Annotated in this window: 24 protein-coding genes; 18 read left to right on the top strand and 6 right to left on the bottom strand. The window is 67.8% G+C overall.

The genetic code is table 11. From position 1 onward, the window contains the following. Positions 1-438: 438 nt before the first annotated feature. On the bottom strand, positions 439-1,215 hold the full coding sequence (locus ON33_RS26295) for an acyl-[acyl-carrier-protein] thioesterase (protein WP_040861765.1): 777 nt from the start codon (positions 1,213-1,215) through the stop codon (positions 439-441). 312 nt (positions 1,216-1,527) lie between these two features. Here ON33_RS26295 and ON33_RS42870 point away from each other — a divergent pair, with 312 nt between their 5' ends. From ON33_RS42870 to ON33_RS26280, 3 genes are all read left to right on the top strand, one after another. Beyond that, positions 1,528-3,390, top strand: a complete 1,863-nt coding sequence (locus tag ON33_RS42870) for a serine/threonine-protein kinase (protein ID WP_218001514.1) — start codon at positions 1,528-1,530, stop codon at positions 3,388-3,390. A gap of 248 nt (positions 3,391-3,638) precedes the next feature. After that, positions 3,639-4,613, top strand: a complete 975-nt coding sequence (locus tag ON33_RS26285) for an NADPH:quinone oxidoreductase family protein (protein WP_040861764.1) — start codon at positions 3,639-3,641, stop codon at positions 4,611-4,613. Between the two features lie 58 nt (positions 4,614-4,671). Then, entirely contained in the window at positions 4,672-5,784 is a 1,113-nt protein-coding gene (locus tag ON33_RS26280) for a winged helix DNA-binding domain-containing protein (protein ID WP_040861763.1), read from the top strand. Between the two features lie 12 nt (positions 5,785-5,796). Here the strand turns inward: ON33_RS26280 and ON33_RS26275 are convergent, their stop codons facing one another. Beyond that, a complete protein-coding gene (locus tag ON33_RS26275) occupies positions 5,797-6,315 on the bottom strand; it encodes an Lrp/AsnC family transcriptional regulator (protein WP_040861762.1) in 519 nt (172 codons plus the stop codon). A gap of 138 nt (positions 6,316-6,453) precedes the next feature. Between ON33_RS26275 and hppD the strand changes: the two genes are divergently transcribed. The 7 genes from hppD to tuf all read left to right on the top strand — a co-directional run bounded on the left by hppD (position 6,454) and on the right by tuf (position 13,712). Beyond that, positions 6,454-7,689, top strand: coding sequence for a 4-hydroxyphenylpyruvate dioxygenase (gene hppD, locus ON33_RS26270; protein ID WP_083869314.1), 1,236 nt, complete (start codon positions 6,454-6,456; stop codon positions 7,687-7,689). A gap of 195 nt (positions 7,690-7,884) precedes the next feature. Then, positions 7,885-8,415: a DUF3558 domain-containing protein gene (locus ON33_RS26265; protein ID WP_040861761.1), complete on the top strand. Its 531-nt coding sequence runs from the start codon at positions 7,885-7,887 to the stop codon at positions 8,413-8,415. Positions 8,416-8,426: 11 nt separating this feature from the next. Then, positions 8,427-8,996 (top strand): DUF3558 domain-containing protein, encoded by a 570-nt coding sequence (locus tag ON33_RS26260; RefSeq protein WP_063711077.1) that lies wholly within the window; start codon positions 8,427-8,429, stop codon positions 8,994-8,996. A 277-nt stretch (positions 8,997-9,273) separates the two neighbouring features. Further along, positions 9,274-9,648, top strand: a complete 375-nt coding sequence (gene rpsL / locus ON33_RS26255) for a 30S ribosomal protein S12 (protein WP_014353064.1) — start codon at positions 9,274-9,276, stop codon at positions 9,646-9,648. Beyond that, positions 9,648-10,118 (top strand): 30S ribosomal protein S7, encoded by a 471-nt coding sequence (rpsG, locus tag ON33_RS26250; protein WP_030517120.1) that lies wholly within the window; start codon positions 9,648-9,650, stop codon positions 10,116-10,118. The genes rpsL and rpsG overlap by 1 nt, the downstream gene beginning before the upstream one ends. Positions 10,119-10,297: 179 nt before the next feature. Continuing rightward, complete coding sequence (gene fusA, locus ON33_RS26245; RefSeq protein ID WP_040861760.1) at positions 10,298-12,403, top strand: elongation factor G; 2,106 nt, start codon at positions 10,298-10,300, stop codon at positions 12,401-12,403. A gap of 118 nt (positions 12,404-12,521) precedes the next feature. Then, positions 12,522-13,712 (top strand): elongation factor Tu, encoded by a 1,191-nt coding sequence (gene tuf / locus ON33_RS26240; RefSeq protein ID WP_040861759.1) that lies wholly within the window; start codon positions 12,522-12,524, stop codon positions 13,710-13,712. 146 nt (positions 13,713-13,858) lie between these two features. Here tuf and ON33_RS26235 read toward each other — a convergent pair whose 3' ends face one another. After that, positions 13,859-14,641, bottom strand: coding sequence for a glutamate racemase (locus ON33_RS26235; RefSeq protein WP_040861778.1), 783 nt, complete (start codon positions 14,639-14,641; stop codon positions 13,859-13,861). A 107-nt stretch (positions 14,642-14,748) separates the two neighbouring features. Further along, positions 14,749-15,951, bottom strand: a complete 1,203-nt coding sequence (locus ON33_RS26230; protein WP_040861758.1) for an NAD(P)/FAD-dependent oxidoreductase — start codon at positions 15,949-15,951, stop codon at positions 14,749-14,751. Between the two features lie 155 nt (positions 15,952-16,106). Here ON33_RS26230 and ON33_RS26225 point away from each other — a divergent pair, with 155 nt between their 5' ends. From ON33_RS26225 to ON33_RS41660, 7 genes are all read left to right on the top strand, one after another. After that, positions 16,107-16,460, top strand: coding sequence for an SPW repeat domain-containing protein (locus ON33_RS26225; protein ID WP_040861757.1), 354 nt, complete (start codon positions 16,107-16,109; stop codon positions 16,458-16,460). Between the two features lie 168 nt (positions 16,461-16,628). Next, positions 16,629-17,243, top strand: coding sequence for a TetR/AcrR family transcriptional regulator (locus ON33_RS26220; protein ID WP_040861756.1), 615 nt, complete (start codon positions 16,629-16,631; stop codon positions 17,241-17,243). A gap of 143 nt (positions 17,244-17,386) precedes the next feature. Then, on the top strand, positions 17,387-18,562 hold the full coding sequence (locus tag ON33_RS26215) for a lipase family protein (RefSeq protein WP_444543767.1): 1,176 nt from the start codon (positions 17,387-17,389) through the stop codon (positions 18,560-18,562). Positions 18,563-18,677: 115 nt separating this feature from the next. After that, positions 18,678-19,814 carry a hypothetical protein gene (locus ON33_RS26210; RefSeq protein WP_157184739.1) on the top strand — a complete coding sequence of 379 codons (1,137 nt, stop codon included), beginning with the start codon at positions 18,678-18,680 and terminating at the stop codon, positions 19,812-19,814. Between the two features lie 55 nt (positions 19,815-19,869). Beyond that, positions 19,870-20,628: a DNA alkylation repair protein gene (locus tag ON33_RS26205; protein WP_040861754.1), complete on the top strand. Its 759-nt coding sequence runs from the start codon at positions 19,870-19,872 to the stop codon at positions 20,626-20,628. 314 nt (positions 20,629-20,942) lie between these two features. Further along, positions 20,943-21,557 (top strand): transglycosylase SLT domain-containing protein, encoded by a 615-nt coding sequence (locus ON33_RS26200; RefSeq protein WP_245550712.1) that lies wholly within the window; start codon positions 20,943-20,945, stop codon positions 21,555-21,557. Between the two features lie 462 nt (positions 21,558-22,019). Then, the gene (locus ON33_RS41660; RefSeq protein WP_157184738.1) at positions 22,020-22,484 is read left to right on the top strand and encodes a hypothetical protein; all 465 of its coding nucleotides are present in this window, start codon (positions 22,020-22,022) and stop codon (positions 22,482-22,484) included. Between the two features lie 380 nt (positions 22,485-22,864). On the opposite strand, the gene ON33_RS26190 is transcribed toward ON33_RS41660, so the two are convergent. Beyond that, a complete protein-coding gene (locus tag ON33_RS26190) occupies positions 22,865-23,920 on the bottom strand; it encodes a ferredoxin--NADP reductase (protein WP_040861751.1) in 1,056 nt (351 codons plus the stop codon). Positions 23,921-23,992: 72 nt separating this feature from the next. Further along, positions 23,993-24,613: a mycofactocin system transcriptional regulator MftR2 gene (mftR2, locus tag ON33_RS26185; protein WP_051152816.1), complete on the bottom strand. Its 621-nt coding sequence runs from the start codon at positions 24,611-24,613 to the stop codon at positions 23,993-23,995. A 207-nt stretch (positions 24,614-24,820) separates the two neighbouring features. Between mftR2 and mftF the strand changes: the two genes are divergently transcribed. Continuing rightward, the gene (gene mftF, locus ON33_RS26180; RefSeq protein WP_040861750.1) at positions 24,821-26,218 is read left to right on the top strand and encodes a mycofactocin biosynthesis glycosyltransferase MftF; all 1,398 of its coding nucleotides are present in this window, start codon (positions 24,821-24,823) and stop codon (positions 26,216-26,218) included. The last annotated feature ends 5 nt before the right edge of the window (positions 26,219-26,223 follow it).

Here is a 26,223-nt window from a genome sequence, read left to right as displayed (position 1 = left end):
CGCGAAGGGATAGCCCGACTCCCGGAGCGTCCACACCGACGGCTGTTGCCCCACCTGGAAAGGTGGGGCCACAGCCGTCTTCGGGAGTTGCCGGGTCGGCCGGCGCTCATGTTGACGACGAGGCCGTCCTGGGCGCACTGGAGGGGACGTCGGGGCTGCCGAGGACGGCCTTGCGGGACCAGCCGTCGATGGTGGCCACGTCGGTGGTGCCGACCTGACGGACTTATCGGGTGGCCACGTTGATCGAGTCGGTGCAGCCGACGCGGCCGGCGGGGTGCCGGACGGCGGTGACCGTGCGGGTGCCGCCGCGCACAGGGTCGCGGGCAAACACTCGGCGAACATGTTGGTTCGCAGGGAATGTCGCGTCGGGACAGTCGGATTCGCAGCTGCGCCAACGGCTCAGATCAGCAATATCCGATTCGGTTGTGTGGGGCCGATTCAGCTCGGCAGCGGCCCGATTCGCACGGCCGTGGTCGTCACCCCGCCCACGACGAACCACAGCCGCAGCGACGCCGGATGCCCGCTGCGATCACCCGGCTCGTACCGGCTGCGCACGCTGATGTGCTGGCGCGCCAGCACCGGTGCCACGTACTCGATGACCGCGCGATGCGGTCCGGCGACCAGCTTCGGGTAGTCGACCAGGTACTGCTCCACCGCCTGCCAGTAGGCCGCGTTGTTCACGTGGTTGTACTGGTCGATATCGGTGGCGCGCACCGGGAACGGCAGATCCACGTCCGACTCCGGCGGCGTGGGATCGGTGAGCCAGGGCCGCCAGCGCAGCCGGTGCTCATTGGTGGTGCGGGCGAGTTCGGCCAGGCCCTCGTCGCTGATCCGGGTCGGCATATTGGTGAACTCGTTGATATTGATCCAGAAGCCCTCGGTCTCGATCAGGCCGCCGTTCTCGCTGGTGATGCGCACCCGCATATTGGTCCACCGCGTCGACATGGCCGAACACCAGCGCCGCAGTTCCACCCGGTCCGGCCAGTGGATGGGCCGCACCACGTCCACCACGGTGCGCCGCACGATCCAGGCCGGATCCGTCCGATGGAAGAAACCGGATTGCATTTCCTCCCAGGCGATGTCCTGGAGGTAGCGGGCCACGGCATCGAATCGCAGCCGGTGATAGGGATCCACGTCGCCGGCTCGAGCGGGCCACGCGGAAGCGAAGCCCATGCCCTCCTGGGGAAGCGGGGCGAGTGGCTCATCGAGTGACACTGGTGCTCCTCGCGCTGCACGGTGTGCCGCATGTCTTTCCATAAGCACCGGTGAGGTGCTTGCTGACCGAAGTCCGTGACATGACTCTACGGGGCGTGCGGGACACACTCACGTCGAGTCACCTGTACTTCTGTAGTGGGAACGACAGTGTTTCTCGACTGCGGAGATCAGTCCAGCCGAAAGCGAAACGACACTGTTCGGGGCTTGACGGCGGGTGCCTCGGGACTGCCGGTGGGTTCGGGGGAATGACAGTGCGCGCCATGGCCCGTAGCCTTTCCTGTTGTACATCCAGCACTAGGGAGGATGACGCGGGTGGCCGCAGGGGAGAGGGCTGGTTCGCGGTTCGGGCAGTACGAGTTGCGCCGGCTGCTCGGGGTCGGCGGCATGGGCGAGGTCTACGAGGCCTATGACACCGTGCGCGACCGGGTGGTCGCGGTCAAACTGCTCGATGTCGACCTGGCGCGGCAGCCCACCTACGTCGAGCGATTTCGCCGCGAATCGCGCACCGCCGCCAAACTCCAGGAACCACACGTCATTCCGGTCCACGACTGGGGTGAGGTGGACGGCGTCCTGTTCATCGACATGCGGCTGGTGCGCGGCCGCGACCTCAAGGCATACCTGCACGACGAGGGCCCGATGCAGCCCGAGCGGGCCGTCACCGTGGTGGAGCAGATCGCCGCCGCGCTCGACGCCGCCCACGAGAGCGGGCTCGTGCACCGCGACGTCAAACCCGCCAATATCCTGCTCACCGGCGAAACCTTCGCCTACCTGGTGGATTTCGGCATCGCGCACACCGAATCCGACGTCCAGCTCACCCAGACCGGCAATGCCATCGGCTCCTTCGCCTACATGGCCCCGGAACGCTTCGAGCACAATGCCTCGGTCTCGCCGGGCGCCGACATCTACGCGCTGGCCTGCGTGCTCTACGAATGCCTCACCGGCGGGCCGCCGTTCCGGGTGGAGGGCAATCTCGCCACCATCCGGGCCCACATGCTCACGCCCCCGCCGCGGCCCAGCGTCCGCGCCGGCGTGCCGGTCGGTCTGGATCAGGTGGTCGCCATCGGCATGGCCAAGGATCCGACCCGGCGCTACGCCACCGCCGGGCAGCTCGCCCGCGCCGCCCGAGCCGCGCTCCTGCGCGCCGGCCAGGGCGAGCCGACCCGCACCACCGTGCCGCCCGCCCCGCCGACCATCGGGTCACCCGCGGTGCCGGACGGGCATTCCGGGCCGAACTACCTCGACCGGCCTGCGGGCGCCGGCGATTACCCGCGTCCGGGGCACCCGTCCGGGCCCGGCGAGGTGCCTGCCGGCGCGCATCCGTCGGGTCCGGTGGACTCTTCGGGACCGCAGCAGCTTTCCGGTCCGGTCGACTACTCCCGAGGCGGCCAGGTTTCCGGCCCGGTCCCGACCGGGCCGGACAACGAGCCGACCGTGCTGCGCCGCGTGCCCGCCGGACAGGCCGGGTATCTGCCCGGCCACGGACCGTACGCGAACCAGGCAGCGCCCTACGCGAACCAGGCAGCGCCCTACGCCAACCAGGCAGCGCCCTACGCGAACCAGACTGCGCCGTATGAGAACCCGGCCCTGCCCCGCGAGCACCCTTCCGCGCCGCTGCCGTTGCCGCCCGAGCCGCGCAACAACGTGCCGTTGCTGGTGGGCGCGCTCATCGGGGTGGTCCTGGTGCTCGGCGCGGTGCTGACCTGGGTCCTGCTGTCCGGCCGCGACACCGGCGGCAACACCGATGCCGGAGGCACCACGACGATCACCCGTCCGGCGACCACCACCGGCGTCACTGTGCGCACCTCGGCGGCGACCGCCCCGACCACCACCCTGGTTCCGCTCGCCGGCTCCGTATCCGGTACGGACACACAGGGTTTCACCTCGCAGCTGCCGCGCTGCAATGCCGACGACCCGGCCATGGCCATCGGCCGTACCGACAAGTCGCGCCTGGTCGTGTGCCGCACCGCGACCGGCCGCTTCTACTACAAGGGCGTGCGTATCAGCGACAACGCCGGCATCCAGCTCGACGACCCGGTGCCCGACGGCACCGGCGGCTTCACCGTCACCAATCCCACCGACGGCACCCAGTACCGGATCACCGCCTACAGCCTGGTCATCAGCACTGGCGGCCAGGTCGCGGCGAATGAGTCCATGATCGAATACGCGCATCGCTGAGCCTCGGCGACCGAATTTCTTCGTGCCCGCCCGAATGATGTTGCTGCTCTCCGACTCCCAAGGCGAGAACTGATTTCGGAACGTTCGGGGCAACTCGTCGGGTACGCCCTGAATCGTTTCGGCACCGCCCGCAGGCACGGGTACGAAACCGGCAACGGGGCTCTCGGCCGTCCGCAGAAGGCACGGGGAGGCGGGGGGTGCTACGTTCGGCTGGTATCCGCCGGTGTACTGATCGGAGTTGATCGAGAATGCGCGCAGCCGTGGTGAGCAAGCTGGAAGGCCCGGAGGCCATCGAGGTTCTCGACATCCCGGAGCCGGCGGCCTATCCCGGCGGTGTCGTCATCGACGTGCACGCGGCCGGTATCGCCTTCCCCGATGTGCTGATGACCCGCGGCCTGTACCAGATGAAGCCGCCGCTGCCCTACGTCGTCGGCTGCGAGGTCGGCGGCATCGTGCGCGAGGCGCCGGAGGGCTCGCACGTGCGGCCCGGCGACCGGGTCGTCGCGCTCACCCTGCTCGGCAACGCGGCCGCGGAGGTCGCGGTGGCCCCGGCGGAAATGGTCTTCAAGCTGCCCGACAACGTGTCGCTGGAGTCCGGGGCGGGCGTGCTGTTCAACGACCTGACCGTGCACTTCTGCCTGCGCAACCGCGGTCGCCTGGCCCCGGGGGAGACCGTGCTGGTGCACGGCGCCGCCGGCGGCATCGGCACCTCCACGCTGCGCATGGCGCAGGCGCTGGGTGCGGGCCGCGTCATCGCCGTGGTCAGCACCGAGGAGAAGGCCGAGGTCGCGCGCGCCAACGGTGCCACCGACGTGGTGCTCACCGACGGCTGGCTGGCCGCGGTCAAGGAACTCACCGGCGGGCGCGGCGTCGACATCGTGCTCGACCCGGTCGGCGGCGACCGCTTCACCGACAGCATTCGCTCGCTGGCTTCGGCCGGGCGGCTGCTGGTGGTCGGCTTCACCGCGGGCGACATCCCCACCGTCAAGGTGAACCGCTTGCTGCTCAAGAACGTCGAGGTGGTCGGCGCGGCCTGGGGCGAGTGGGTCATGTCCCACCCGGGCTACCTGCAGGAGCAGTGGGCCGAGGTGGAACCGCTGCTCGCGAACGGCAGGATCACCCCGCCGGAGCCCGTCCTCTACGCCCTCGCGCACACCGCCGAGGCGGTCTCCGCCCTCGACAAGCGCACCGCCACCGGCAAGGTCGTCGTCACCCTGCGCTGACCGGTTCGCCCGCACGATCGCGCGCGAACCCGGTGCGGCTCACGTAGCGTCACCGATCGTGAAGCTGTCCCACCGGGTGCTGAACCGGACCCTGCTCGCGCGTCAGCATCTGCTCGAGCGGTCCGGGCTCGGCGTGCACGAACTGTGCGACCACCTCATCGGCCTGCAGGCGCAGGACATGCTGCCGCCGTTCGTCGCATTGTGGAGCCGCGCAGCCGATTTCGACCCGGAGACGGTGTCGAAGGCGCTCGATGACCGGTCGCTGGTGCGAATCACCCTGATGCGCGGCACCATTCACCTGGTCACCCCGCCCGACGCGCTGCGCATCGCCCCGCATATCCAGCCCGAACTCGAAAAGATCCCCTTCCGTAAGGGATTCAACTTCGGCGCCCTGGTCGGCCTCGATCCCGAAGAGGTGCGCGCGCACGGGGAATCGGTGCTCGGCGACGAGCCGACCCCCGCCGCGACCCTGCGCGAACACGCCGCCGCCCGCTACCCGGACCGCGATCCCGGCGCGATCGTCCAGGCCTGGCTGTACCAGCTGCCCGTCCTGCAGACCCCGCCCCGCGGGCGCTGGGGCGACAGCAGCCGTCCGGTCTGGTCCCGCGTGCAACCCTGGCTCGGCGCACCCCTCGACCCCGGCTACCCGCTCGAGGAACTGCTGCTGCGCTACCTGCGCGCCTTCGGCCCCGCCACCACCATGGACATGCAGACGTGGTCCAAGCTGACCGGCATCAAGAAGGCCGTCGAGAAGCTCGGTGACCGGGTCCGCACCTACACCGACGACCGCGGCCGCACCCTCTACGACGCCGCCGACGCCACCCTCGCCGACCCGGAGCTGCCCGCCCCCGTCCGCCTGCTCGGCTGGTACGACAACGTCATCCTGTCCCACCAGGACCGCACCCGCATCGTCCCCGACGGCAACGCCCCGCCCCTGCGGGCCTTCGCCAACCAGGTCTCCCCGATCCTGGTCGACGGCTACCTGTCCGGTGTCTACAAGGTCTTCGCCAAGGGCGGGACCGCGGCACTGCGGATCAGCCCGCACACCAGGTGGTCCCGCGCCGACCGCGCCGCGGTGGAGGTGGAAGCCGCTGCCCTGCTGGCCTTCTCGGAACCGGACCGCGCGCCCGTCGTCGACATCCTGGATCCGGGAGCCGACCTGCGCCCCTGACCGCGCCGATCCTCAGCGCGCGGCGCGATAGGCCGGAGCCTTGCTCGACCCGGACGGGGTGAGCGTGCGCAGCAGCGGCAGGGTGCGCTGCGGGACGACCGTGGACAGCACCACCACACTGTGCGACCGCACCACCGAACTGGTGCGGTCGATGCTCAGCAGGACGGCCTGCAGTCCGGCGTGCGAATCCGCGCCGATCCGGCACATCACATCCGCGGAACCGGTGGTGGCGTAGGCCTCCAATACGCCGGGGATGGCGTCGAGGTCGACGGCGACCGCGTCCAGCGCGCCCTGCGCGATCTCGAGCGTCACGAACGCCTGCACGTCGAAGCCGGCCGCGGTGACATCGATCTGCGGGTCGTAGGAGGAGATCACCCCCGCCTCCTCCATGCGCGCGATGCGCGACTGGACGGTGGCGCGGGCGACCCGGGTGCGGCGGGAGAGCTCCAGGATCCCCGCCTTCTGGTACTCGTGCATGGCGGTGAGGATGGCCAGATCCAGCTCATCCAGCCGGGCGGGTGTGCGGGACATGGCGGATCCTCCGCTCGTGGGTTCTCTACTATTCAAATTGTCCAGCACCCGGTGGCAGAAGATGGTGCAATTCACCAGAGTGTCCAGTGAAATTCAGCGATATTGCCTAGTGGCGACCGCTGGGCTTTTCCTGGGCACATGAGCATCGACGCAGGACACCACGGCAGCGCCCACGCCCGTAACGGGTTCGTCCGGGCCCGGTCCGGAGACCTGCCCGGCGACGACGAACTCCGCCGCCTGGTCGGCCTGGTGGACCACGATGCAGCCGCCGACCCGTTCCCGGTGCTGGGCTGGGACGCGATCATCTGGGTGGTCGGCAACGCCACCCAGACCGCGCACTACCTCCAGTCCGCCTTCGGCATGCGGTTGGAGGCCTACTCGGGTCCCGAGACCGGCAATCGTGACCACAAGGCGTTCGCGCTGCGCAGCGGCGGCGCCCGATTCGTCGTCAAGGGCGCGGTTGATCCGGCCAGTCCGCTTGTCGCACACCATGATCGGCACGGGGACGGGGTGGTGGACATCGCCCTCGAGGTCCCGGACGTGGACCGCTGCATCCGCCGCGCCCGCGCCCAGGGCGCCACCGTTCTGGTCGAACCGCACGACGACACCGACGAATACGGCACCATCCGCACCGCCGCCATCGCCACCTACGGCGACACCCGGCACACCCTCGTCGACCGCTCCCGCTACTACGGCCCCTACCTGCCCGGCTACGCCCCGCGCCGCTCCGCCTACGCGCCCCGCGCCGGGCAACCCAAGCGCATCTTCCAGGCGATCGACCACGTGGTCGGCAATGTGGAACTCGGGCGCATGGACGAGTGGGTCGAGTTCTACCGGTGCGTCATGGGATTCGAGAACATGGCCGAATTCGTCGGCGACGATATCGCCACCGAGTACTCCGCCCTGATGAGCAAGGTGGTCGCCAACGGTAACCACCGGGTCAAGTTCCCGCTCAACGAACCCGCCCCCAGCCGCAAGCGCTCCCAGATCGACGAATACCTCGAGTTCTACCGTGGCCCGGGCGTCCAGCACATCGCGCTGGCGACCGCCGACATCCTCGCCGCCGTCGACGTGCTGCGCCGCGAGGGCATCGAATTCCTCGACACCCCCGACAGCTACTACGAGGACCCGGAACTGCGCGCCCGCATCGGCCGCGTCCGCGTCCCCGTCGCCGAACTGCAGCGCCGCGGCATCCTGGTCGACCGCGACGAGGACGGCTACCTGCTGCAGATCTTCTGCAAGCCCCTCACCGACCGCCCCACCGTCTTCTTCGAACTGATCGAACGCCACGGCTCCCTCGGCTTCGGCAAGGGCAACTTCAAGGCGCTCTTCCAGGCCATCGAGCGGGAACAGCAAGCACGCGGAAACCTCTGAGCTGTATCTAATTTGCCCTCCGCTTCGCTCCGGGCGGGTTCGCGGCGCTGGCGGTCCCGTTCTTCCCTCGCTTCGCTCCTCCGCTGCGCTCAGTCCAGAACGAGCGCTCCGCCTCCCCGCGCTTGCGCCGCGAACCATGGAGCTCCGCTCTCCGCGCAACGGCTGCTCCTGGCTGTGCACAGTAGAGTCGGGTCCATGCGAATGGCGTCCGCGGTTGTCACGGGGTTGAGCCTCGCGATGCTGCTGTCAGCGTGCGGGGGAAAGCACGATTCCGGTGATGAGCCGGGGTTCAAGCCGCCGCAGAAGGTGGCCACGCTGGGCCCCTTCGTCGGCGAGTGCGGCCACCTCACCGACGACGAGGTGCGGGACCTGGGCGGGCTCGGGACCCTCACCACGGTCTTCAAGAACTCGACCGGCTGCAACTGGCAGGCCGGCGGAATCAGTTCCTCCAGTGTCACTTTCGCCTCCTACCGGGGCAGCCCCATCGATCGCGAGAAGGCCTGGGTCGCCAGCGTCGGCCGCACCCCGGACACCATCGAGGTGGGCGGGAAGAAGGGCTTCCAGGCCCTCGACCCCAGCAACGCCGTCTGCGATCTCGCGGTGCAGCTCGACGACGACTTCTTCGAATGGTCCATCTCCTACGGCGTATTCAGCAGCGGCAACCTCGGCAACCCGTGCGACCGCACCCGCAAGATGGCCGAACTGACCGTGCAGCGGCTCGGATGAGAGGGACCGGGATGTCACGATCCAGGCGGACACGCGGCGCGATCGCCCTCGCGGTGCTGGCGCTGACCGTCACGCTGGGCGGCTGCGGCAAGACCGTCCCCGGCAGCGCGCTGCCCGCGGGCGGCACCACCGGCACCGGCGGAACCTCGCGCATCAACACCAATTTCGACAAACTGCTGCGCGAATGCCAGGTGGTCGCCCAGGACGACATCGCGAAATCGGTGGGCGACAACATGTATGTGGAGCCGTCCTTCAACGGCGCGGTCTGCATGTGGAACCTCACCGGCGGCACCGCCGGCAGCGGCATGGTCACTCTCAGCTGGTACGAGCTCGGCTCGCTGAACAACGAGAAGCAGAACAACGACCGCCTGAAATATGTGACCAACGACATCACCGTGCAGGGCCGCCGCTCGGTGGAGACCCGCCGCCCGAACGATCCGGACTCCTGCGGCGTGAGCGCGCCGGCCGCCGACACCGGCATCGTCGGCTGGTGGGTCAACTACCGCAGCGGATCTCAGCACGCGGACCCCTGCGATGCGGCGCGCAAGCTGGTCGAGTTGACGTTGAATCTTGCGCGATAAGCCCTCTACCAGCCCCGCTCGAGGGACCCTCTTTTGCCCCGGATAGAGCGTGCGGGTATCGTGGACCGCTGTGCCCGGAGCATGCGGGCAAGTTGATGTGCAGTACGTAGGCCAGCGAGAGCGGCTGACCGTTTCAGCATGCCTTGAAAAAGGTCTCTGAACTGTGCACGACACGCCCGACCTCGTGGAGACGAAATGCCACGAGAACAGGGCGGAAAGCTCGAATGACAAAGACATGAAGTTCCAGACACCTGGTTACTAAAAGGAAAGCCGGTCTATGCCAACCATCAACCAGCTGGTCCGCAAGGGTCGCCGCGACAAGGTCGCCAAGACCAAGACTGCGGCCCTCAAGGGGAGCCCGCAGCGTCGTGGCGTGTGCACCCGCGTGTACACCACGACCCCGAAGAAGCCGAACTCCGCGCTGCGTAAGGTCGCGCGTGTTCGCCTGACCAGCGCGGTCGAGGTCACGGCTTACATCCCCGGCGAGGGTCACAACCTCCAGGAGCACTCGATGGTGCTCGTGCGTGGCGGTCGTGTGAAGGACCTCCCGGGTGTGCGCTACAAGATCATCCGCGGCTCGCTCGACACCCAGGGTGTCAAGAACCGCAAGCAGGCCCGCAGCCGCTACGGCGCCAAGAAGGAGAAGAGCTAATGCCGCGTAAGGGTCCCGCTCCCAAGCGCCCCCTGATCAACGACCCGGTCTACGGCTCGCCCCTGGTGACGCAGCTGGTCAACAAGATCCTGCTGGACGGCAAGAAGTCCACCGCCGAGCGCATCGTCTACGGTGCCCTCGAGCAGGCTCGTGAGAAGACCGGCACCGACCCGGTCGTCACCCTCAAGCGCGCGCTGGACAACGTCAAGCCCGCCCTCGAGGTCAAGCCCCGCCGCGTCGGTGGCGCCACCTACCAGGTGCCGGTCGAGGTCCGTCCGGGCCGCGCCAACACCCTGGCGCTGCGCTGGCTGGTCAACTACTCCCGCGCCCGTCGCGAGAAGACCATGATCGAGCGTCTGGCCAACGAGCTGCTGGACGCCAGCAACGGCCTCGGCGCTTCGGTGAAGCGTCGCGAGGACACCCACAAGATGGCCGAGTCGAACCGGGCCTTCGCGCACTACCGCTGGTGACCTGTGGCCCGGCCCTCCGTTCGGAAGTGCCGGGAGACGAGTCACATGTCGGGCGCGACAGCCGAGCTGTTGTAAGCGAGGCACTTACGGGTCGCGCCCGACGTTGACACCGAGGGCTCAGGGAAAACCCCGGGCCTATCCCGTTGAATCCCAACTAGCTACGAGCGGGGAAGATTTCCGTGGCACAGGAAGTGCTCACCGACCTGAACAAGGTCCGCAACATCGGCATCATGGCCCACATCGATGCGGGCAAGACGACCACCACCGAACGCATCCTGTTCTACACCGGTATCACGTACAAGATCGGTGAAGTTCACGATGGCGCCGCCACCATGGACTGGATGGCGCAGGAGCAGGAACGCGGCATCACCATCACGTCCGCCGCGACGACCTGTTACTGGAACGACAACCAGATCAACATCATCGACACCCCCGGGCACGTCGACTTCACCGTCGAGGTGGAGCGTTCGCTGCGCGTGCTCGATGGTGCCGTCGCGGTGTTCGACGGCAAGGAAGGCGTCGAGCCGCAGTCCGAGCAGGTGTGGCGTCAGGCCGACAAGTACGACGTGCCGCGTATCTGCTTCGTCAACAAGATGGACAAGCTGGGCGCTGACTTCTACTTCACCGTTCAGACCATCAAGGACCGTCTGGGCGCGAAGCCGCTGGTCATCCAGCTGCCGATCGGCGCCGAGGACACCTTCGAGGGCATCGTCGACCTGGTCGAGAACAATGCCAAGGTCTGGCGGGGCGAGACCAAGCTCGGCGAGCAGTACGAGGTCGTCGAGATCCCGGCCGATCTGAAGGACCGCGCCGAGCAGTACCGCCAGGAGCTGCTCGAGACCGTCGCCGAGTCCGATGAGTCCCTGCTGGAGAAGTTCTTCGGCGGCGAGGAGCTCTCGGTCGAGGAGATCAAGGGCGCCATCCGCAAGATGACCGTGAACTCGGAGCTCTACCCGGTGCTCTGTGGTTCGGCGTTCAAGAACAAGGGCGTGCAGCCCATGCTCGACGCCGTTGTCGACTACCTGCCGTCGCCGCTGAACGTCGAGTCGGTGCAGGGCCACGTGCCCGGCAAGGAAGACGAGATCCTGACCCGCAAGCCGTCCTCGGACGAGCCCTTCGCGGCGCTGGCGTTCAAGATCGCGACCCACCCGTTCTTCGGCAAGCTGACCTACGTCCGTGTGTACTCCGGCAAGGTCGACTCCGGCGCCCAGGTCATCAACGCGACCAAGGGCAAGAAGGAGCGTCTGGGCAAGCTGTTCCAGATGCACTCCAACAAGGAGAACCCGGTTCCCGAGGCCGTGGCCGGCCACATCTACGCGGTCATCGGTCTGAAGGACACCACCACGGGTGACACCCTGTGCGATCCGCAGAACCAGATCGTGCTGGAGTCCATGACCTTCCCGGACCCGGTCATCGAGGTGGCCATCGAGCCGAAGACGAAGGCCGACCAGGAGAAGCTGGGCGTCGCGATCCAGAAGTTCGCGGAGGAGGACCCCACCTTCAACGTGAAGCTGGACCAGGAGACCGGCCAGACCGTCATCGGCGGTATGGGCGAGCTGCAGCTCGACATCTACGTGGACCGCATGAAGCGCGAGTTCAAGGTCGAGGCCAACATCGGCAAGCCGCAGGTGGCGTACCGCGAGACCATCACCAAGACGGTCGAGAAGCTCGAGTACACCCACAAGAAGCAGACCGGTGGTTCGGGTCAGTTCGCCCGCGTCATCATCGGCCTGGCGCCGCTGACCGACGCCGAGGACGGCGCCACGTACGAGTTCGAGAACAAGGTCACCGGTGGCCGCGTTCCGCGTGAGTACATCCCGTCGGTGGACGCCGGTGCGCAGGACGCCATGCAGTACGGTGTGCTCGCCGGCTTCCCGCTGGTCAACCTGAAGGTCTCGCTGCTCGACGGCGCCTACCACGAGGTCGACTCCTCGGAAATGGCGTTCAAGATCGCCGGCGCGATGGCCCTCAAGGAAGCGGCCCGCAAGGCCGGTCCGGTGATCCTCGAGCCGCTGATGGCGGTCGAGGTCACCACGCCCGAGGACTACATGGGCGAAGTGATCGGCGACCTGAACTCCCGCCGTGGCCAGATCCAGGCCATGGAGGAACGCAGTGGTGCCCGTGTCGTCAAGGCGCTGGTTCCGCTCTCGGAGATGTTCGGCTACATCGGTGACCTGCGGTCGAAGACCCAGGGCCGGGCGAACTTCTCGATGGTGTTCGATTCGTACGCGGAGGTTCCGGCCAACGTGTCGAAGGAGATCATCGCCAAGGCGACCGGCGAGTAGTTCGCTGCCGGGACGGGTTTGCGAGAATCCGTCCCGAGTCGGTCGTCTGAACGACCCCCTGTAAGAAAAAACCGCACTGCTGCAAAAGCAACGCACTAACTAGTCCAGGAGGACAACAGTGGCGAAGGCGAAGTTCGAGCGGACGAAGCCCCACGTCAACATCGGCACCATTGGTCACGTCGACCACGGCAAGACTACGCTGACTGCCGCGATCACCAAGGTGCTGGCTGACAAGTACCCGGACCTGAACGCGGCCTTCGCGTTCGATCAGATCGACAAGGCGCCGGAGGAGAAGGCTCGTGGTATCACGATCAACATCTCCCACGTCGAGTACCAGACGGAGAAGCGCCACTACGCGCACGTCGACGCCCCGGGTCACGCGGACTACATCAAGAACATGATCACCGGTGCCGCCCAGATGGACGGCGCGATCCTGGTCGTGGCCGCCACCGACGGCCCGATGCCGCAGACCCGTGAGCACGTGCTGCTCGCCCGTCAGGTCGGCGTGCCCTACATCCTGGTCGCGCTGAACAAGTCCGACATGGTCGACGACGAGGAGATCCTCGAGCTCGTCGAGATGGAGGTCCGCGAGCTGCTGGGTTCGCAGGAGTTCGACGAGGATGCCCCCGTCGTGCGCGTCTCCGGTCTGAAGGCGCTCGAGGGCGACCCGAAGTGGACCGAGTCCATCGTCGAGCTGATGAACGCCGTCGACGAGTCGATCCCGGACCCGGTCCGTGAGACCGACAAGCCGTTCCTGATGCCGATCGAGGACGTCTTCACGATCACCGGTCGTGGCACCGTCGTCACCGGTCGTATCGAGCGTGGCATCATCAACGTCAACGAGGAAGTCGAGATCGTCGGCATCCGCGAGAAGACGCAGAAGACCACCATCACCGGCATCGAGATGTTCCGCAAGCTGCTGGACAACGGCCAGGCGGGCGACAACGTCGGTCTGCTGGTCCGTGGTCTGAAGCGTGACGACGTCGAGCGTGGTCAGGTCGTCGTGAAGCCGGGCACCACCACCCCGCACACCGAGTTCGAGGGCCAGGCGTACATCCTGTCGAAGGACGAGGGCGGCCGCCACACCCCGTTCTTCAACAACTACCGCCCGCAGTTCTACTTCCGTACCACCGACGTGACCGGCGTCGTGACCCTCCCCGAGGGCACCGAGATGGTCATGCCGGGCGACAACACCGAGATGAGCGTCAAGCTGATCCAGCCGGTCGCCATGGACGAGGGCCTGCGTTTCGCGATCCGTGAGGGTGGCCGCACCGTTGGTGCCGGTCGCGTCACCAAGATCGTCAAGTGATTTCCCGAAATCACTGGTGATTTCTTGAATCGCTGACGAACGGCGTCGCTCCGAAAGGGGCGGCGCCGTTCGGGTTTCGCACGACGAAAAGGGCCGCTCCCCGGTAGGAGCGGCCCTTTCGCGTGTGGTGGGCCCGGTTCGGGCCGTCAGAACGTGGTGAGCTTGTCCGCGGACGTCGCGCCGAGCAGGCGGCCGGATTCGAAGGCGGCCGCGGCGGCGGGGAGCCGGGCGAGGCGGCCGGAGGCGAGGATGCGGACCGCGCCGGTGCCGGCGGTGGGGCGGGCGAGGGCGTCCATGCGGCGGAGGGTCTGCCCGGCGACGGCTTCGGCGCTGTCGAAGACGCGGACGCCCGGCGGCAGGGCGGCGAGGATGTCGTCGAGGACCAGCGGGTAGTGGGTGCAGCCCAGGACGATGCCCTCGGTGTCGGCCGGGGTGCGGGCCGCGGCGTCGGCGATGGCCTCGGCGATGACGGGGAGGTCGCCGCGATCGATGGCGTCGGCCAGGCCGTGGCAGGCGACGCCGGTGATGTCGGCGCCGTCGCCGAAGCGGGCGATGAGGTCGGCCTGGTAGGCGCTGGCGGTGGTGGCGGCGGTCGCCCAGACCGCGATTTTCCGGCAGGCCGCGGCGGCGGGTTTGATGGCGGGCACGGTGCCGATGACCGGCACGCCGGGACCGACCATGCCGCGGACGTGCTCGAGGGCGGTCACGCTGGCCGTATTGCAGGGCAGCACAATGACTTCGGCGCCTTCGTCGAGCGCGAGGCGCGCGGTATCCAGCACCCGGTCGATGACCCACTGCTCCGGTTTCGGCCCCCACGGTGCGCCGTCGGGATCGTTGAGCAGCAGCAGGTCGAGATCGGGCCGCAGCTTCCGCAACCAGGCGGCAGTGGGCAGCAGCCCAAATCCGGAGTCGATGAGCGCGACGATCACACCCTGCACGGTAGTGAAAGCCCCCGCCGGATCGCGAACCGCGGGGTCGAAAGGACCGGCGGCCGGGGCCCGCGGGAGCGGCCCGCCGAGTTGCGGGCCGAGGGTGGCTACGCCTGGCCGACCGTGGCCCGGGGGTGCAGGGCCGCGGCGAGTTGGGCGCGGGCCTTCATGACCTTGCCTGCCATGCCGGCGCCCACGACGGCGACGAGTTCGCCCCCGCGCAGGTAGTGGGCGAGGAACTTGCGTCCCTTGTCCTCGACGATCTGCACCTCGTCGGCGAGCGCCGGGATGCCGAGCACCTGGATCTTCATGTCGTACTGGTCGCTCCACACGTAGGGCACCTGTACCTCGGCGGCCTGGTCGGCGCCCAGGAGGGCGGCGGCCAGCAGCTGGGCCTGTTCGCCGGCGTTGGTCCAGTGTTCGACGCGCTTGTTGCGTCCGGCGGCGTGTGGCCAGGCCGCGACGTCGCCGACCGCCCAGACGCCGGGGACGCTGGTGCGCCCGGTGGCGTCGGTGCGCACGCCGCCACCCTCGGCGGGCGGGATGAGCGGGATGCCGGAGTCGTTGAGCCAGCCGGTGACCGGCACCGATCCGATGCCGACGACGACCAGGTCGGCGTCGATCACGGTGCCGTCGGTGAGCCGAACCCCGTGGACCGAATCATCTTCTGTGACAAGCGATTCCACGCTGATCCCGCAGCGCAGCTCGACGCCTTCGGTTTCGTGCAGCCGGGCCACGAGCGTCCCGACCTGTTCGCCGAGTGCGGCGAACAGGGGAGTGGGCTGGGGTTCGACGATGGTCACCGAGAGTCCGCGCGCGCGGAAGCTGGCGGCCAGTTCGCAGCCGATGAAGCCGGCGCCGACGATGACGGCGTTGCGCGCGCTGTCGAGGTGTTCGCGCAGGGCCTGGGCGTCGGCGTGCGAGCGCAGGACATGGACGCCGGAGACTTCGGGGAATCCGGGGATCCGGCGCGGCCGCAAACCCGTGGCGATCACGAGGGCGTCGTATCCGGCGGTGCTGCCGTCGGAGAGCCGGACCTGCCGGGCGGCGGTGTCGACGCCGGTGGCGGCGACGCCCAGGCGTAGCCGGATGTCGTGCTCGGTGAAGAATTCGGCGGGCCGCAGGGCGGTGTCGTCGACTTCCCCGCGGACGTACTGCTTGGACAGCGGCGGCCGGTCGTAGGGCGCGCGGTTCTCGTCGCCCAGCAGGGTGAGTTCGCCGGCGTAACCCCCACGTCGCAGCTCTTCGGCCGTGCGCAGTCCCGCGAGCCCCGCGCCGACAATTAGAACGTGTTCTACCGAGTGCGACATGCGCCAACTTTAGCGGTTCCCGGCGTCGCCCGCCGACGTGTCGACTGTCACACCCGAGATGCGGCCCAATCGTATCCGGGCATTCATTGATCGGGCGGTCAATCAGGAATACAACGGGATCAGGACATACTCCCTGGCCTTTAAGGAGGCATTCCATGTTCACCGTGAATCGCGCGGAGCAGGCCCTGGCGGTCGTGCTCGGCGCAATCGCCGCGCTCTCTCCGATCTGGGTGGCGCACAACGACCGTGCACTGTGGACCCTCGTGGTGCTCGGCGTGCTGATCGCGCTCGCGGGCCTGGCGCAGATCGCGGACATGGCGACCGGAATGGTCGGCTACGCGCTCGGCGTGCTGGGCGTCCTGATGTTCATCTCCCCGTGGGTGATGAACTTCCACTCCTTCAGCGGCGCTTCGTGGGTCGCGTGGATCGTGGGTGCGTTGACGGTCGTGGTCGCGCTGGCGGAGATGCCCGAGGTGTCGGGCCGCTTCGGCGCGGCGGCACATCACTGACCGATTCGCGGCGGGTCGGCCTCGGCGCTCCGTGACCACCGGCGCACAGCCCCGGTGGCCGCGGAAGATGCGGCGAGGTCGGCGCGTCCGCGCGTTATGCTGGTCGTCTACGTCCGCCCGGCCGGTGGCGGCCGCCTCCGCGTCATAGCGTGAGGAGGAAGTCGAGCAGTGCCCACACCACGGCGTCGTCGCAGCAAGAAGGTCGACGGGGACGCTCGCCAGCTCATTCTGGATGCGGCCGAAAAGCTTTTCGCGGCACATGGTTTCGACGCGACCGCCACGGCGTCCATCGCCGGGGCGGCCGGCGTGCCCAAGGGCCTGATCTTCTACTACTTCCCGACCAAGGACGCGATTCTGTCGGCGCTCATGGCCGAGCGCGTCCCGTCGCAGCCGCTGGACGACATCGAGTCCGTGGTGGTGCCAGGAGATCCGGCCAAGAGCCTGGTCAATATGGATGCCGCGCTGAATCTGCGCGAGAACAATTCCTCGGTGCTGCGCGTGATCATGTGGCGTGAGGCCGATACCCATCCGGATGTGCGGAAACAGTTGCGCCGCATGCGAGATCAGCTGCTGGACGCCACGGCGCGGGTGCTGGCGGCGAGCGCGCCGGTTCCGGTGCAGCCGGGGACGTTGCGGGCGTGTGCGGCGGCGTGGGTGTCGGCGATGCTGGCCATCGCGAGTACGGATCGGTTGCACGCCCTGGACGGGGTGCCGCTGCCGACGGCCGACGAGATTCTGAATGTGGCGCAGGTGGTCGCGGCGGGCATGACCCACCTGGGCTGAGCGCTCACGAAATGTTTGCTGGCGTGTCGCTGTGTCTTCTGGCGAGCTCTCGGACCACACTCTTTTGGGGCAAACGTGTGATTCTCACTGCGATGTGCGTGGAGGAACCGTTGAAGGCCAAATTGTTGCTGCGTGGTTTCGGAATCCTGGCGGCGGGTCTGACGATCGCGGGCGTGACGCCCGCGGCGCACGCGGATCCGATCTATCCGGCCCCCGACCCGGACCCGTTCTACGCGCAACCGGGCGACATCGCCGACCACGATCCGGGCGACATCCTCGCGGTACGGCCCATGCCGCCGCTGCTGATGTTCCCCGAGACCACGGTCACCATGGTGAAATTCCGTTCCACCAATTCCGAAGGCGGCCCGATCGCGGCGGTCACCACCGTGCTCACCCCGCGTGAGCATCAGCCGGACGGGCCGCTGCTGTCGTATCAGCACATCATCAACGGCCTGGGCGCGGAATGCGCGGTGTCGCGGGTGCTGTACACCAACGACCCGAATCTCCAGGTGCGCGAGGCGGTTGCGCTGAATGTGGCGCTGCGGCGCGGCTGGTCGGTGGCGCTGCCGGATCACCTGGGCCCGAATTTCTCCTACGGCGCCGCCCGATTGGGCGGGATGATCACCCTCGACGGCATTCGGGCGGTGAAGCGGCTGCCGGAATTGGCGGTGGCGAACAGCCGGGTGGCGATGGCCGGATATTCCGGCGGCGGCATGGCGACCGCGTGGGCGGCGGCGCTGCAGCCGAGCTACGCACCGGAATTGGATATCGCGGGCGCGGCCACGGGCGGCGTGCCGATGAATATGGTGTCGATGGTGAGCGCGCTGGGCTGGCAACCGCATCCGGCGTTCGGGCTGGCGATGGCGGCGGCGATCGGATTGGAGCGAGAGTATCCGGACCGGTTGCCGATCAGTTCCCAGATGAACCCGGTGGGGCTGGCGGCGCGCAATGCCATGGCCAATGGCTGCACCAACGAGATCATGGCGATCGGGGCGGGGCACAGCGCGCGGGAATTCGCGGCCAGCACCTCGATGATCGACGATCCGACGGTGCTGTCGGTGCTGCAGGAGAACAGCCTGGAACTGTACGACGGGGTGCCGAATATGCCGATCTTCGAATGGCATTCGTCGAGTGATCCGCTGATTCCGGTCGACGCCATCGTGAATACCGATCGTCGCTATTGCGCGGCCGGGGTGCGGCTGGAGATGGATATGAATCCGTCGCCGGAGCATCTGTCGGCGGCCGTGCTGGGGATGCCGTCCGCACTGGCGTGGGTGGACGCGCGGCTGCGCGGAGAGCCCGCTCCGAGCAATTGCTGAGCGGCGTCAATACCCCAATACCGTTGATCGTGAGCCGGTTTCGCGATGACCTTGTTCACGCCTTCATCACAACCCGAGTCGCACCCGCTCCCGCCGGCCGGTAAGAATGTCGGCCATGGATGCCGATTTCACCACCGGCTCGGGGGATTCGCGCCCCGCGCGCCAGCCGGGCTACCGACTCACCCACCCGGACACCCCCTCACCGGGCACGTCGCCGAACCCGGTGCTGACCGGCATCGACACCGGCGGCCAGGCCGTGCAGTGGTCCACCGCGCCCGTAACCCTGCGCGCCACACCGGAACCCGATGCCCTGCCGCGCCGGATCGCTCCCGATCTGCCGCAGCGCACCGCGGACCCGGAGGCGGTGGCCGCGCGGCTCGCCGCCGAGGGTGAGCCGTTCTCGGCTCGGATCACCACCGACAGCGAAGTGTTCGCGATGCCCGACACCAATGGCGAGCCGTTCGGTGGGCGCAACGGCGAGTCCTACGCGGGCCGCAACGGCGAGTCCTACGCGGGGCACTCTGTGACGAACGGGTCGCCCTATGCCCGCTCCGTGCCGGAGAGCGCGTCGTTCAGCAATGCCGCCCTGGACGCCGAGATGTACGCGGCGGCGCCCATGGTGGACAACGAGACGATCGCGGTGCGGCCCGCCGTCAACGGCTCGGCGTACGCCCATTCCGGCGTGCACGAGGATGTGCTCGCGGCGAGTGCGGCCGGCGCGGCCGTCGACGTCGAGGCTCCCACCGGTCGCCGGCACGCGCCGGATCCCGAGCCGCCCGCCCGTGTGGAGAGTCCCGCCCGGTTGGAGGCTCCGGCCCGGCTGGAGAGCATGGAGGCCGTCGCGGCGTCGTTGCGGGACAGCGTCCAGGACGCGGCGCGGGTGTCCGAGCGGCCGGCGAGCGCCCCATCCCGGCGTCGCGCGGCTCCGGAACCCACTGTGGCGCAGCCCGACCCGGTTCCCGTCGGGGCCCAGGCCAAGGCCGAGGGCGAGACCAAGGCCGGCGCCGAGTTCCGCACCTCCGACGCCACCATCGATCTGCACCACATCATGCGGCTGCTGGTCGCCAGCCACGATCTGGAGGTGGCGGCCGCGGCCGTCGAGTCCGGTGAGATGACGGCCGCCGAATTGGCGGAGACGGCGCGCCGCACCCGCACGGCGGCGGTGGAATTGGTGGCCGCCTGGTACGGCGGAGCGGATCACATGCGCAAGTTCGGCGAGGTGCTGTTACAGGCCGCGGCTGAAACCGCTTGAGGGAGATTCAGGATTCGATCGGAGGACTCTCCGGCTCACGGACGCGGGAGGCGCGATGAGCGGAACCGGCGTGCCGGCGCGGGACCTGACCGCGGCTGCGGTGCAGGCGGATCTGGCGGAACTCGCCGATCCGGCCGACGCGGTGCAGTTGCAGCGGTTCTTCAAGACCGGGCCGGGGGAGTACGGGGAAGGGGATGTGTTCATCGGAGTCCGGGTCCCGCAGACCCGGAAGGTGGTGAAACGCTTTGCCGGCCTGCCGCTTTCGGAGATCGATGTGCTGCTGGACAGTCCGGTGCACGAGCACCGGCTGGCCGGGCTGGTGATCCTGAACGGTGAAATGGCCCGGGCGACAAGCAAACGCGGGGCCGATGCGGCGCGGCAGCGGGAGATCGTCGAGCTGTATGTGGCGGCGGTGCGCCGCGGCCGGGTGAACAACTGGGATCTGGTGGATGCCTCGGCGGAGTTCGTTCTCGGCCCGTGGCTGTTCGAGCGGCCGCGGGAGCTGCTCGACCAATTCGCGGCGGGGGATTCGCTGTGGGAGCGGCGGGTGGCCCTGCTGACCACGTTCGCGTTCATCAAGCGGGGCGATACCGCGACCACGCTCGCGCTCTGTGAGCGCCTGCTGTCGGATCGCCGTGATTTGATCCAGAAGGCGGTGGGCTGGATGCTGCGGGAGATCGGCAAGCGGGTGGATCCCGCGATTCTGACCGGGTTTCTGGATGTGCACGCGGCCGATATGGGCCGCACCGCGTTGAGTTACGCGACGGAGCAGCTCACCGGCGAACAGCGGGCGAAATATCGCGCCCAGCGCTGATCGGCGCCGAACCCGGTGCTGATTCGAAGGGTGAAACGGCTACGCTGCTGGGTTGCTGTGACCAACCACTCGAGTTTTTCGCACTAATTGTTCACCTTGTGTTGTGTTTACGTTCATTTGGCGAGATCAGTCTGTGATCAGTCGGCGATGGCCGATACCAGCTCGAAACGATCTGGTGACCCGCACGCGGAGACCGCCGCCTTCGGCGAGAGCGTCAATGAACGGTGATAGCTGGGAAGTCTCCCGGATCTCGTTCTGCCACTTGCACATCACAACCCATGCAGCGCATCGATGGGTCCCTCCGGGTACCCGTCGTGGTCAGCACTGCGCCTGTTATCGCCATGAGCAAACGCAGCATTTTCTCCCAGCCCGTCAAAACCATCACCGGTGCCGCCGCCGCGGCCCTCGCTGTCTCGGCCGTGATCGCCGCCGGCCCGGCCTCCGCCGATGTCAACGGAGTGCCGCCGGAATTCCAGGCCACCGCCCAGCAGGTCCAGCAGCAGGCCGTCCAGCTCAACAACGGCCTCCCCGCCCCTGCGCAGGACCAGGTCCGCGCCGCTGTCCAGGGCCTCCCGGCCCCCTTCAATCAGGTCCTCCCGCCGGCCTTCTCCAACGACCTGAACGGGTGGATCCAGAACGCCCTCTTCGTCATGGGCCAGCACGGCATCCCCGGCAGCTACGACGGCATTTTCCGCAATATTCAGCGCGAGTCGGGTGGCAATCCCCGGGCCATCAACCTCTACGACTCGAATGCCGCCAAGGGCATCCCGTCCAAGGGCCTGCTCCAGGTCATCGACCCCACCTTCCAGGCGTACCACGTCGACGGTACCTCGTGGGACATCTACGACCCGGTCGCCAACATCTCGGCCGCCTGCAATTACGCGGCCCACCGTTACGGCTCCATCGACAACGTCTTCTCGGCGTACTGACGGACTCTCGGTCTTCAACGATCGATTCCCGGTGTCCGGCGGGTCCCATCGGGACTCGCCGGACACCGGACCCATCTAGACCGAAACCTGCTGGCAGCCAAGCGAAGTCGTGAACCATGACTACATGCCGGCTGCCGGGGTGACACCACCTTTACTCGCCGTGGATGGCTGTCGTACGACGAGTTCGGCGACGATGAAGAAACACTCGGCTTCAACCCTTGGTCCGGCCGCAGCGAGTGGACGCACATCAAAGCCATCCGATACTTCGATGACGCGGAGGTCTGGTGTATCGGCAATACGCACTGGCGAGTTCGTTCGACACCCGATCAGCTCTGGATCTCCGATACGCGGGTCGAACGGAGCCCCGAACTCTTGACGGCCTGCCCGGAATGTGGCCGATCGGGTACGCCCCGCGGGATCTCAACCCACCGCGGCCGCATGCACAGTGTGCGGAAACAAGGGGTGACGACTTTTGAGCGCACCCAGTTCATCCGGACGCGGGATCTGGGCCACCGACATCGCCTTCGCACCTCGGCTCCGGCGCGTACCGGCGAGACAATCGACATCAGCGGTAACGAGGCGGCCATCCCCGGCCGGCTGATGGGGGATGGCAATCTGCGTCGCGATCCAGCCACCCGCCGATGGGACGGGTGCATTTATCGAGCCAAGCCCGCTCGGATCCGAGAGCTACCGGCCGGAATGGAATTCGGCGAAGGCGTCCGTGATCGCGGCGGGAACAGGCAGGGGCCCGAGCATGCGTTCCGATTGCGGCGTGCCTATGTGACCGGGCTGTTGATGCGAGCGAATCTCGATAGCGGTGCGGCCGATCTCGAAGGATGGATCGCGGTGCTGAATCCGGTTCAGCGTCGGGAGTGGTTGCGCGCGATCATCGACGCCGAAGGTCATACCAGGGACGGCTTTACCTGAATTACCCAGGTGGAAGGCAACCTTCAGGACGCGATACGGCTCGCCGGGTATTCGGAGGGGAACCGGCCGACGTATTCGCGGCTTCGGGCAGCGGAGCGCGGATACCGCCCTGCAGGGAATGTGGGAATTGCACGGGCGCACGTCGTGCCCTCGATGTTCCCTGCGCCGAAGGAACTCGAACGGCAGTCGGTGTGGTGTGCGGACATGGTTCTGGGTTCCTGGACGATGCGGCAGGGACACCTTGTCATGCTGACCGGTTCCGGTAATGCCGGTTCGGTGCCGGCGGCTGGTTGTCCGGTCCGAACGCCGGTCGGCGCAACCCCAATGCGATCGGCCGCCGCGTGAACCATGCGGCGGCCGGATCGGTTACGAGATCTCTCTCAGAACTGGATCTTGAGGTGGTCGGTGACGGGGCGGGCCTGGCAGCCGAGGATGTAGCCGTTGGCGATGTCCTCGGGGTCGAGGATTTCGGCGTTTTCCATTTCGACTTCGCCTTCGAGGACGGTGCAGGCGCAGGAGCCGCATTCGCCTTCGAGGCAGGAGTAGGGGACGTCGAGGCCCTTGGAAAGCATGATGTCGACCAGAGTTTGGCTGCGGGGCCAGGTCATTTCGTGGGTTTCGCCGTCGAGTTCGACCTCGACGCTGGCGGCGTCGGCGGCTTCCTCCGCGGTGATCTCGGTGGGGGCGACCTCCGCGAAGGGGTCGCCGGAGAGCGAGTTGAAGACCTCGGCGTGGGTGCGGTTGCGGGGCATGCCGAGCTGGCCGAGGGCGTCGTGGACGCGGTCCATGAACGGCTTGGGGCCGCACATGAACGCCTCGTGGGACGCGTAGGGGGCGACCAGGGTGGCGAAGGCGTCCGCAGTGGGCAGGCCCTGCAGATGCTCGAGCCAGTGGATGACGACAAGTCGCTGCGGGTGCTTGTCGGCCAGTTCGCGCAGTTCCCGGGCGAAGATGACCGAGTCGTGGTCGCGGTTGGCGTAGACGACCACGATGCGGCCGCTGCCGCGGGACAGCGCCGACTTGAGGATCGACATCACCGGGGTGATGCCGCTGCCGGCCGCGAACAGCAGCAGGTCCTCGTCGAGGTTCTTGGGTGTGAAGACGCCCGACGGCGGCAGCACCTCGACGGTGTCGCCGGCTTTCACGTTGTCGCACACCCAGTTCGACGCGTAGCCGTCGACGGTGCGCTTGATGGTCACCTTGGGCTTGTCGTCGGTGTGCGGCGAGCTGGCCAGCGAGTAGCAGCGGGCGACGGACCCGGTGAGGTCGCTGGGGATGCGCAGGGTCAGGAACTGGCCCGGCTGGTAGGTGAAGCGCTCACGCAGGTCCTCGGGCACGTCGAATACCAGCGAGCAGGAGTCGGCCGTCTCGTTGATGACCGCGGAGACCCGCAGCACGGCCGATCGCGAGCTGTGCGGTACGTCGACGGTGGTCATAGTGTCCTCTCGAACCCGGCGGAGATGGTCAGCCGGTGCAGTCTACCGAAACTAGAACGTGTTCTAGTTTGACTATACGTGGCTGTCCCGCTGCCGGACAAGCTGAGCTTCCAGCCCCGCGATCAGGACGTCCATCGAGAAGTCGTAGGAGTACCGGCCGCGCAGATCCGCCAGGTGCTTGGTGGCCCGCTCCACCGCCTCGGGCAGCACCCGGTCCTGCAGGTTCGCGCGGTCGCGCGGGTTCACCTTGGACCGCCCGAACAGATAGGTGTGGATGGTGGCGTAGGCGGAGAGCACATTGCGCTCGTCGAATCCGGCGTCGAAGAGGATTTCCATGATGGCCGCGATCAGATCGAGTTGTTTGCCGAGCATCTGCTCGATCAGGACGTCGCCCAGACCGGGATGCTTGCGCAATTTCTCGTCGATCTGGTCGATCAGATCCCGCAATCGCATTTGCCACGTACCGAATTCGGGTGGCGGCTTGCGCACCCCGGTCAGCGCCGCGGTGGCGACCAGATCGAGTAGCTCGCGCTTGTCGGCGACGTAGTAATACGGGGCCATCGGCGAAACTCCGAGTTCGCGGGAGAGCCGTCGCATGGACAGCTTCTCCACTCCGTCCTGCCGGACCACCCGCAGGGCGGCCTCGACGATCTCGGATTCCGAGAGGGTGTTACCGCCCCCGCCTGTCTGCATGCGCCCGACTCCCATACCGCCTCGACCACCACGGGCACGGATTTCCGTCCCCTACCTGTTCAACTGCCGATTTTCCTCCCGCAGTGTAGAGCGCCGGATGCGTTGCCGGTCGCGGTGCGGGCGGATGAGCGCGGTTATCGGACGTTCCGGATAGCGAGCGGCGCGCCAATCATCATTGCTACTGGTTGGCTGACTTAGCATTCGGGAATGCGCCATGATCGCCTTCCCGATGGTTTCGGGGTGCGAATCGATCCCAGGGTGCGCACTTATTCCGGTGGACGGCTCCTGGTTGGCGGCACGCCGACGAGGTTGCTACGGCTAGCTCCGGAAGCTGCGGCCTTGATCGGTGACGGGTACCTCGAGGTGACCGACCCCGCGTCGGCTCGGGTTGCCAGACGTCTTCTCGATTCCGGCGTCGCGAATCCGCGCCCGCGCCTGTTGCCGGCGCTGGAGGACGTCACCGTGATCGTGCCGGTGCACAACAACACTCCCGAGCTGTCGCGGTTGCTGTCGGCGCTGCGCGGCCACACGGTGATCGTGGTGGACGACGGTTCGGATCAACCGGTGCGGATTCCGGACGCCCGCAGCCGCTGCCGGATCACGGTGCTGCGGCGCGATCGCCGGCACGGGGCGGCGGCCGCCCGCAATTTCGGATTGCGGGCCGCGTCAACCGAATTCGTGGCCTTCCTGGATCCGGAGGTGGTGCCCCGGACCGGCTGGCTGGAGGTCATGCTCGGGCATTTCAGCGATCCGAAGGTGGCGCTGGTGGCTCCGCGCATCCTGGCCATGGACCCTGAGTCGACGCTGCTGGCCCGCTACGAGCACACCCGCGGTTCGGTGCATCGCGGCCGCCGCGAGTCGGCGGTGCACGCGCACGGCCCGGTGCCGTACGTGCCGAGTTCGGCGGTGCTGGTGCGCCGGCTGGCGTTGCTCGGTGAGGGCGGGTTCGACGAGACCATGGCGGCGGGCGGCGATGTCGACCTGTGCTGGCGCTTGGATCGCGCGGGCTGGCGGTTGCGCTACGAGCCGGCCGCCCGGGTCGCGCACAGCAATCCGGTGTCGCTGCGAAAGTGGTTCGCTCACAAGGTCACCCACGGGACAGGGGTGGCCCCGCTGGCGCAGCGGCATCCCGGTCTGGCCGCGCCGCTGTCCATGCCGATCTGGACCGCGGTGGCGGCGGTGGCGCTGGGCACGATGTCGCGCTGGGGCGTGTTCGGCGGTCTGCTGACCTTGAGCGCGACCATGATCCGGCTGCGCCGGGTCTTCGCCGGGCTGGATAATCCGACCCGGGTGGCGGCCATTTACATGACGCGCGGTTTCACCGGCGGCGTGTGGCGGCTGGCGACGGCCATGTGCCGGCACTACTGGCCGATCACGCTGCTGGGCATGCTGTGCTCGCGCCGGGTCCGCCATATCGCGTTCACCCTGGCGATGGCCGAGGGCCTGGCGGATTGGTTCACCCATCGGGAGCCGGGCAGCCTGGACCCGGTCCGGTATGTGCTGTGCCGGCGGCTGGACGATGTCGCCTACGGGACGGGTCTGTGGTGGGGCGCGGCCCGTATCCGCAGCGCGGCGGCGCTGAAGCCGACCCTGCCGACGAGCTGAACCCG

The organism is Nocardia niigatensis NBRC 100131 (assembly GCF_000308655.1).
In the GTDB taxonomy this organism is placed as follows: Bacteria; Actinomycetota; Actinomycetes; order Mycobacteriales; family Mycobacteriaceae; genus Nocardia; species Nocardia niigatensis.
The sequence above is the reverse complement of the archived record's forward strand: the minus strand, read 5'-3'. Positions and strand labels throughout refer to the sequence as shown.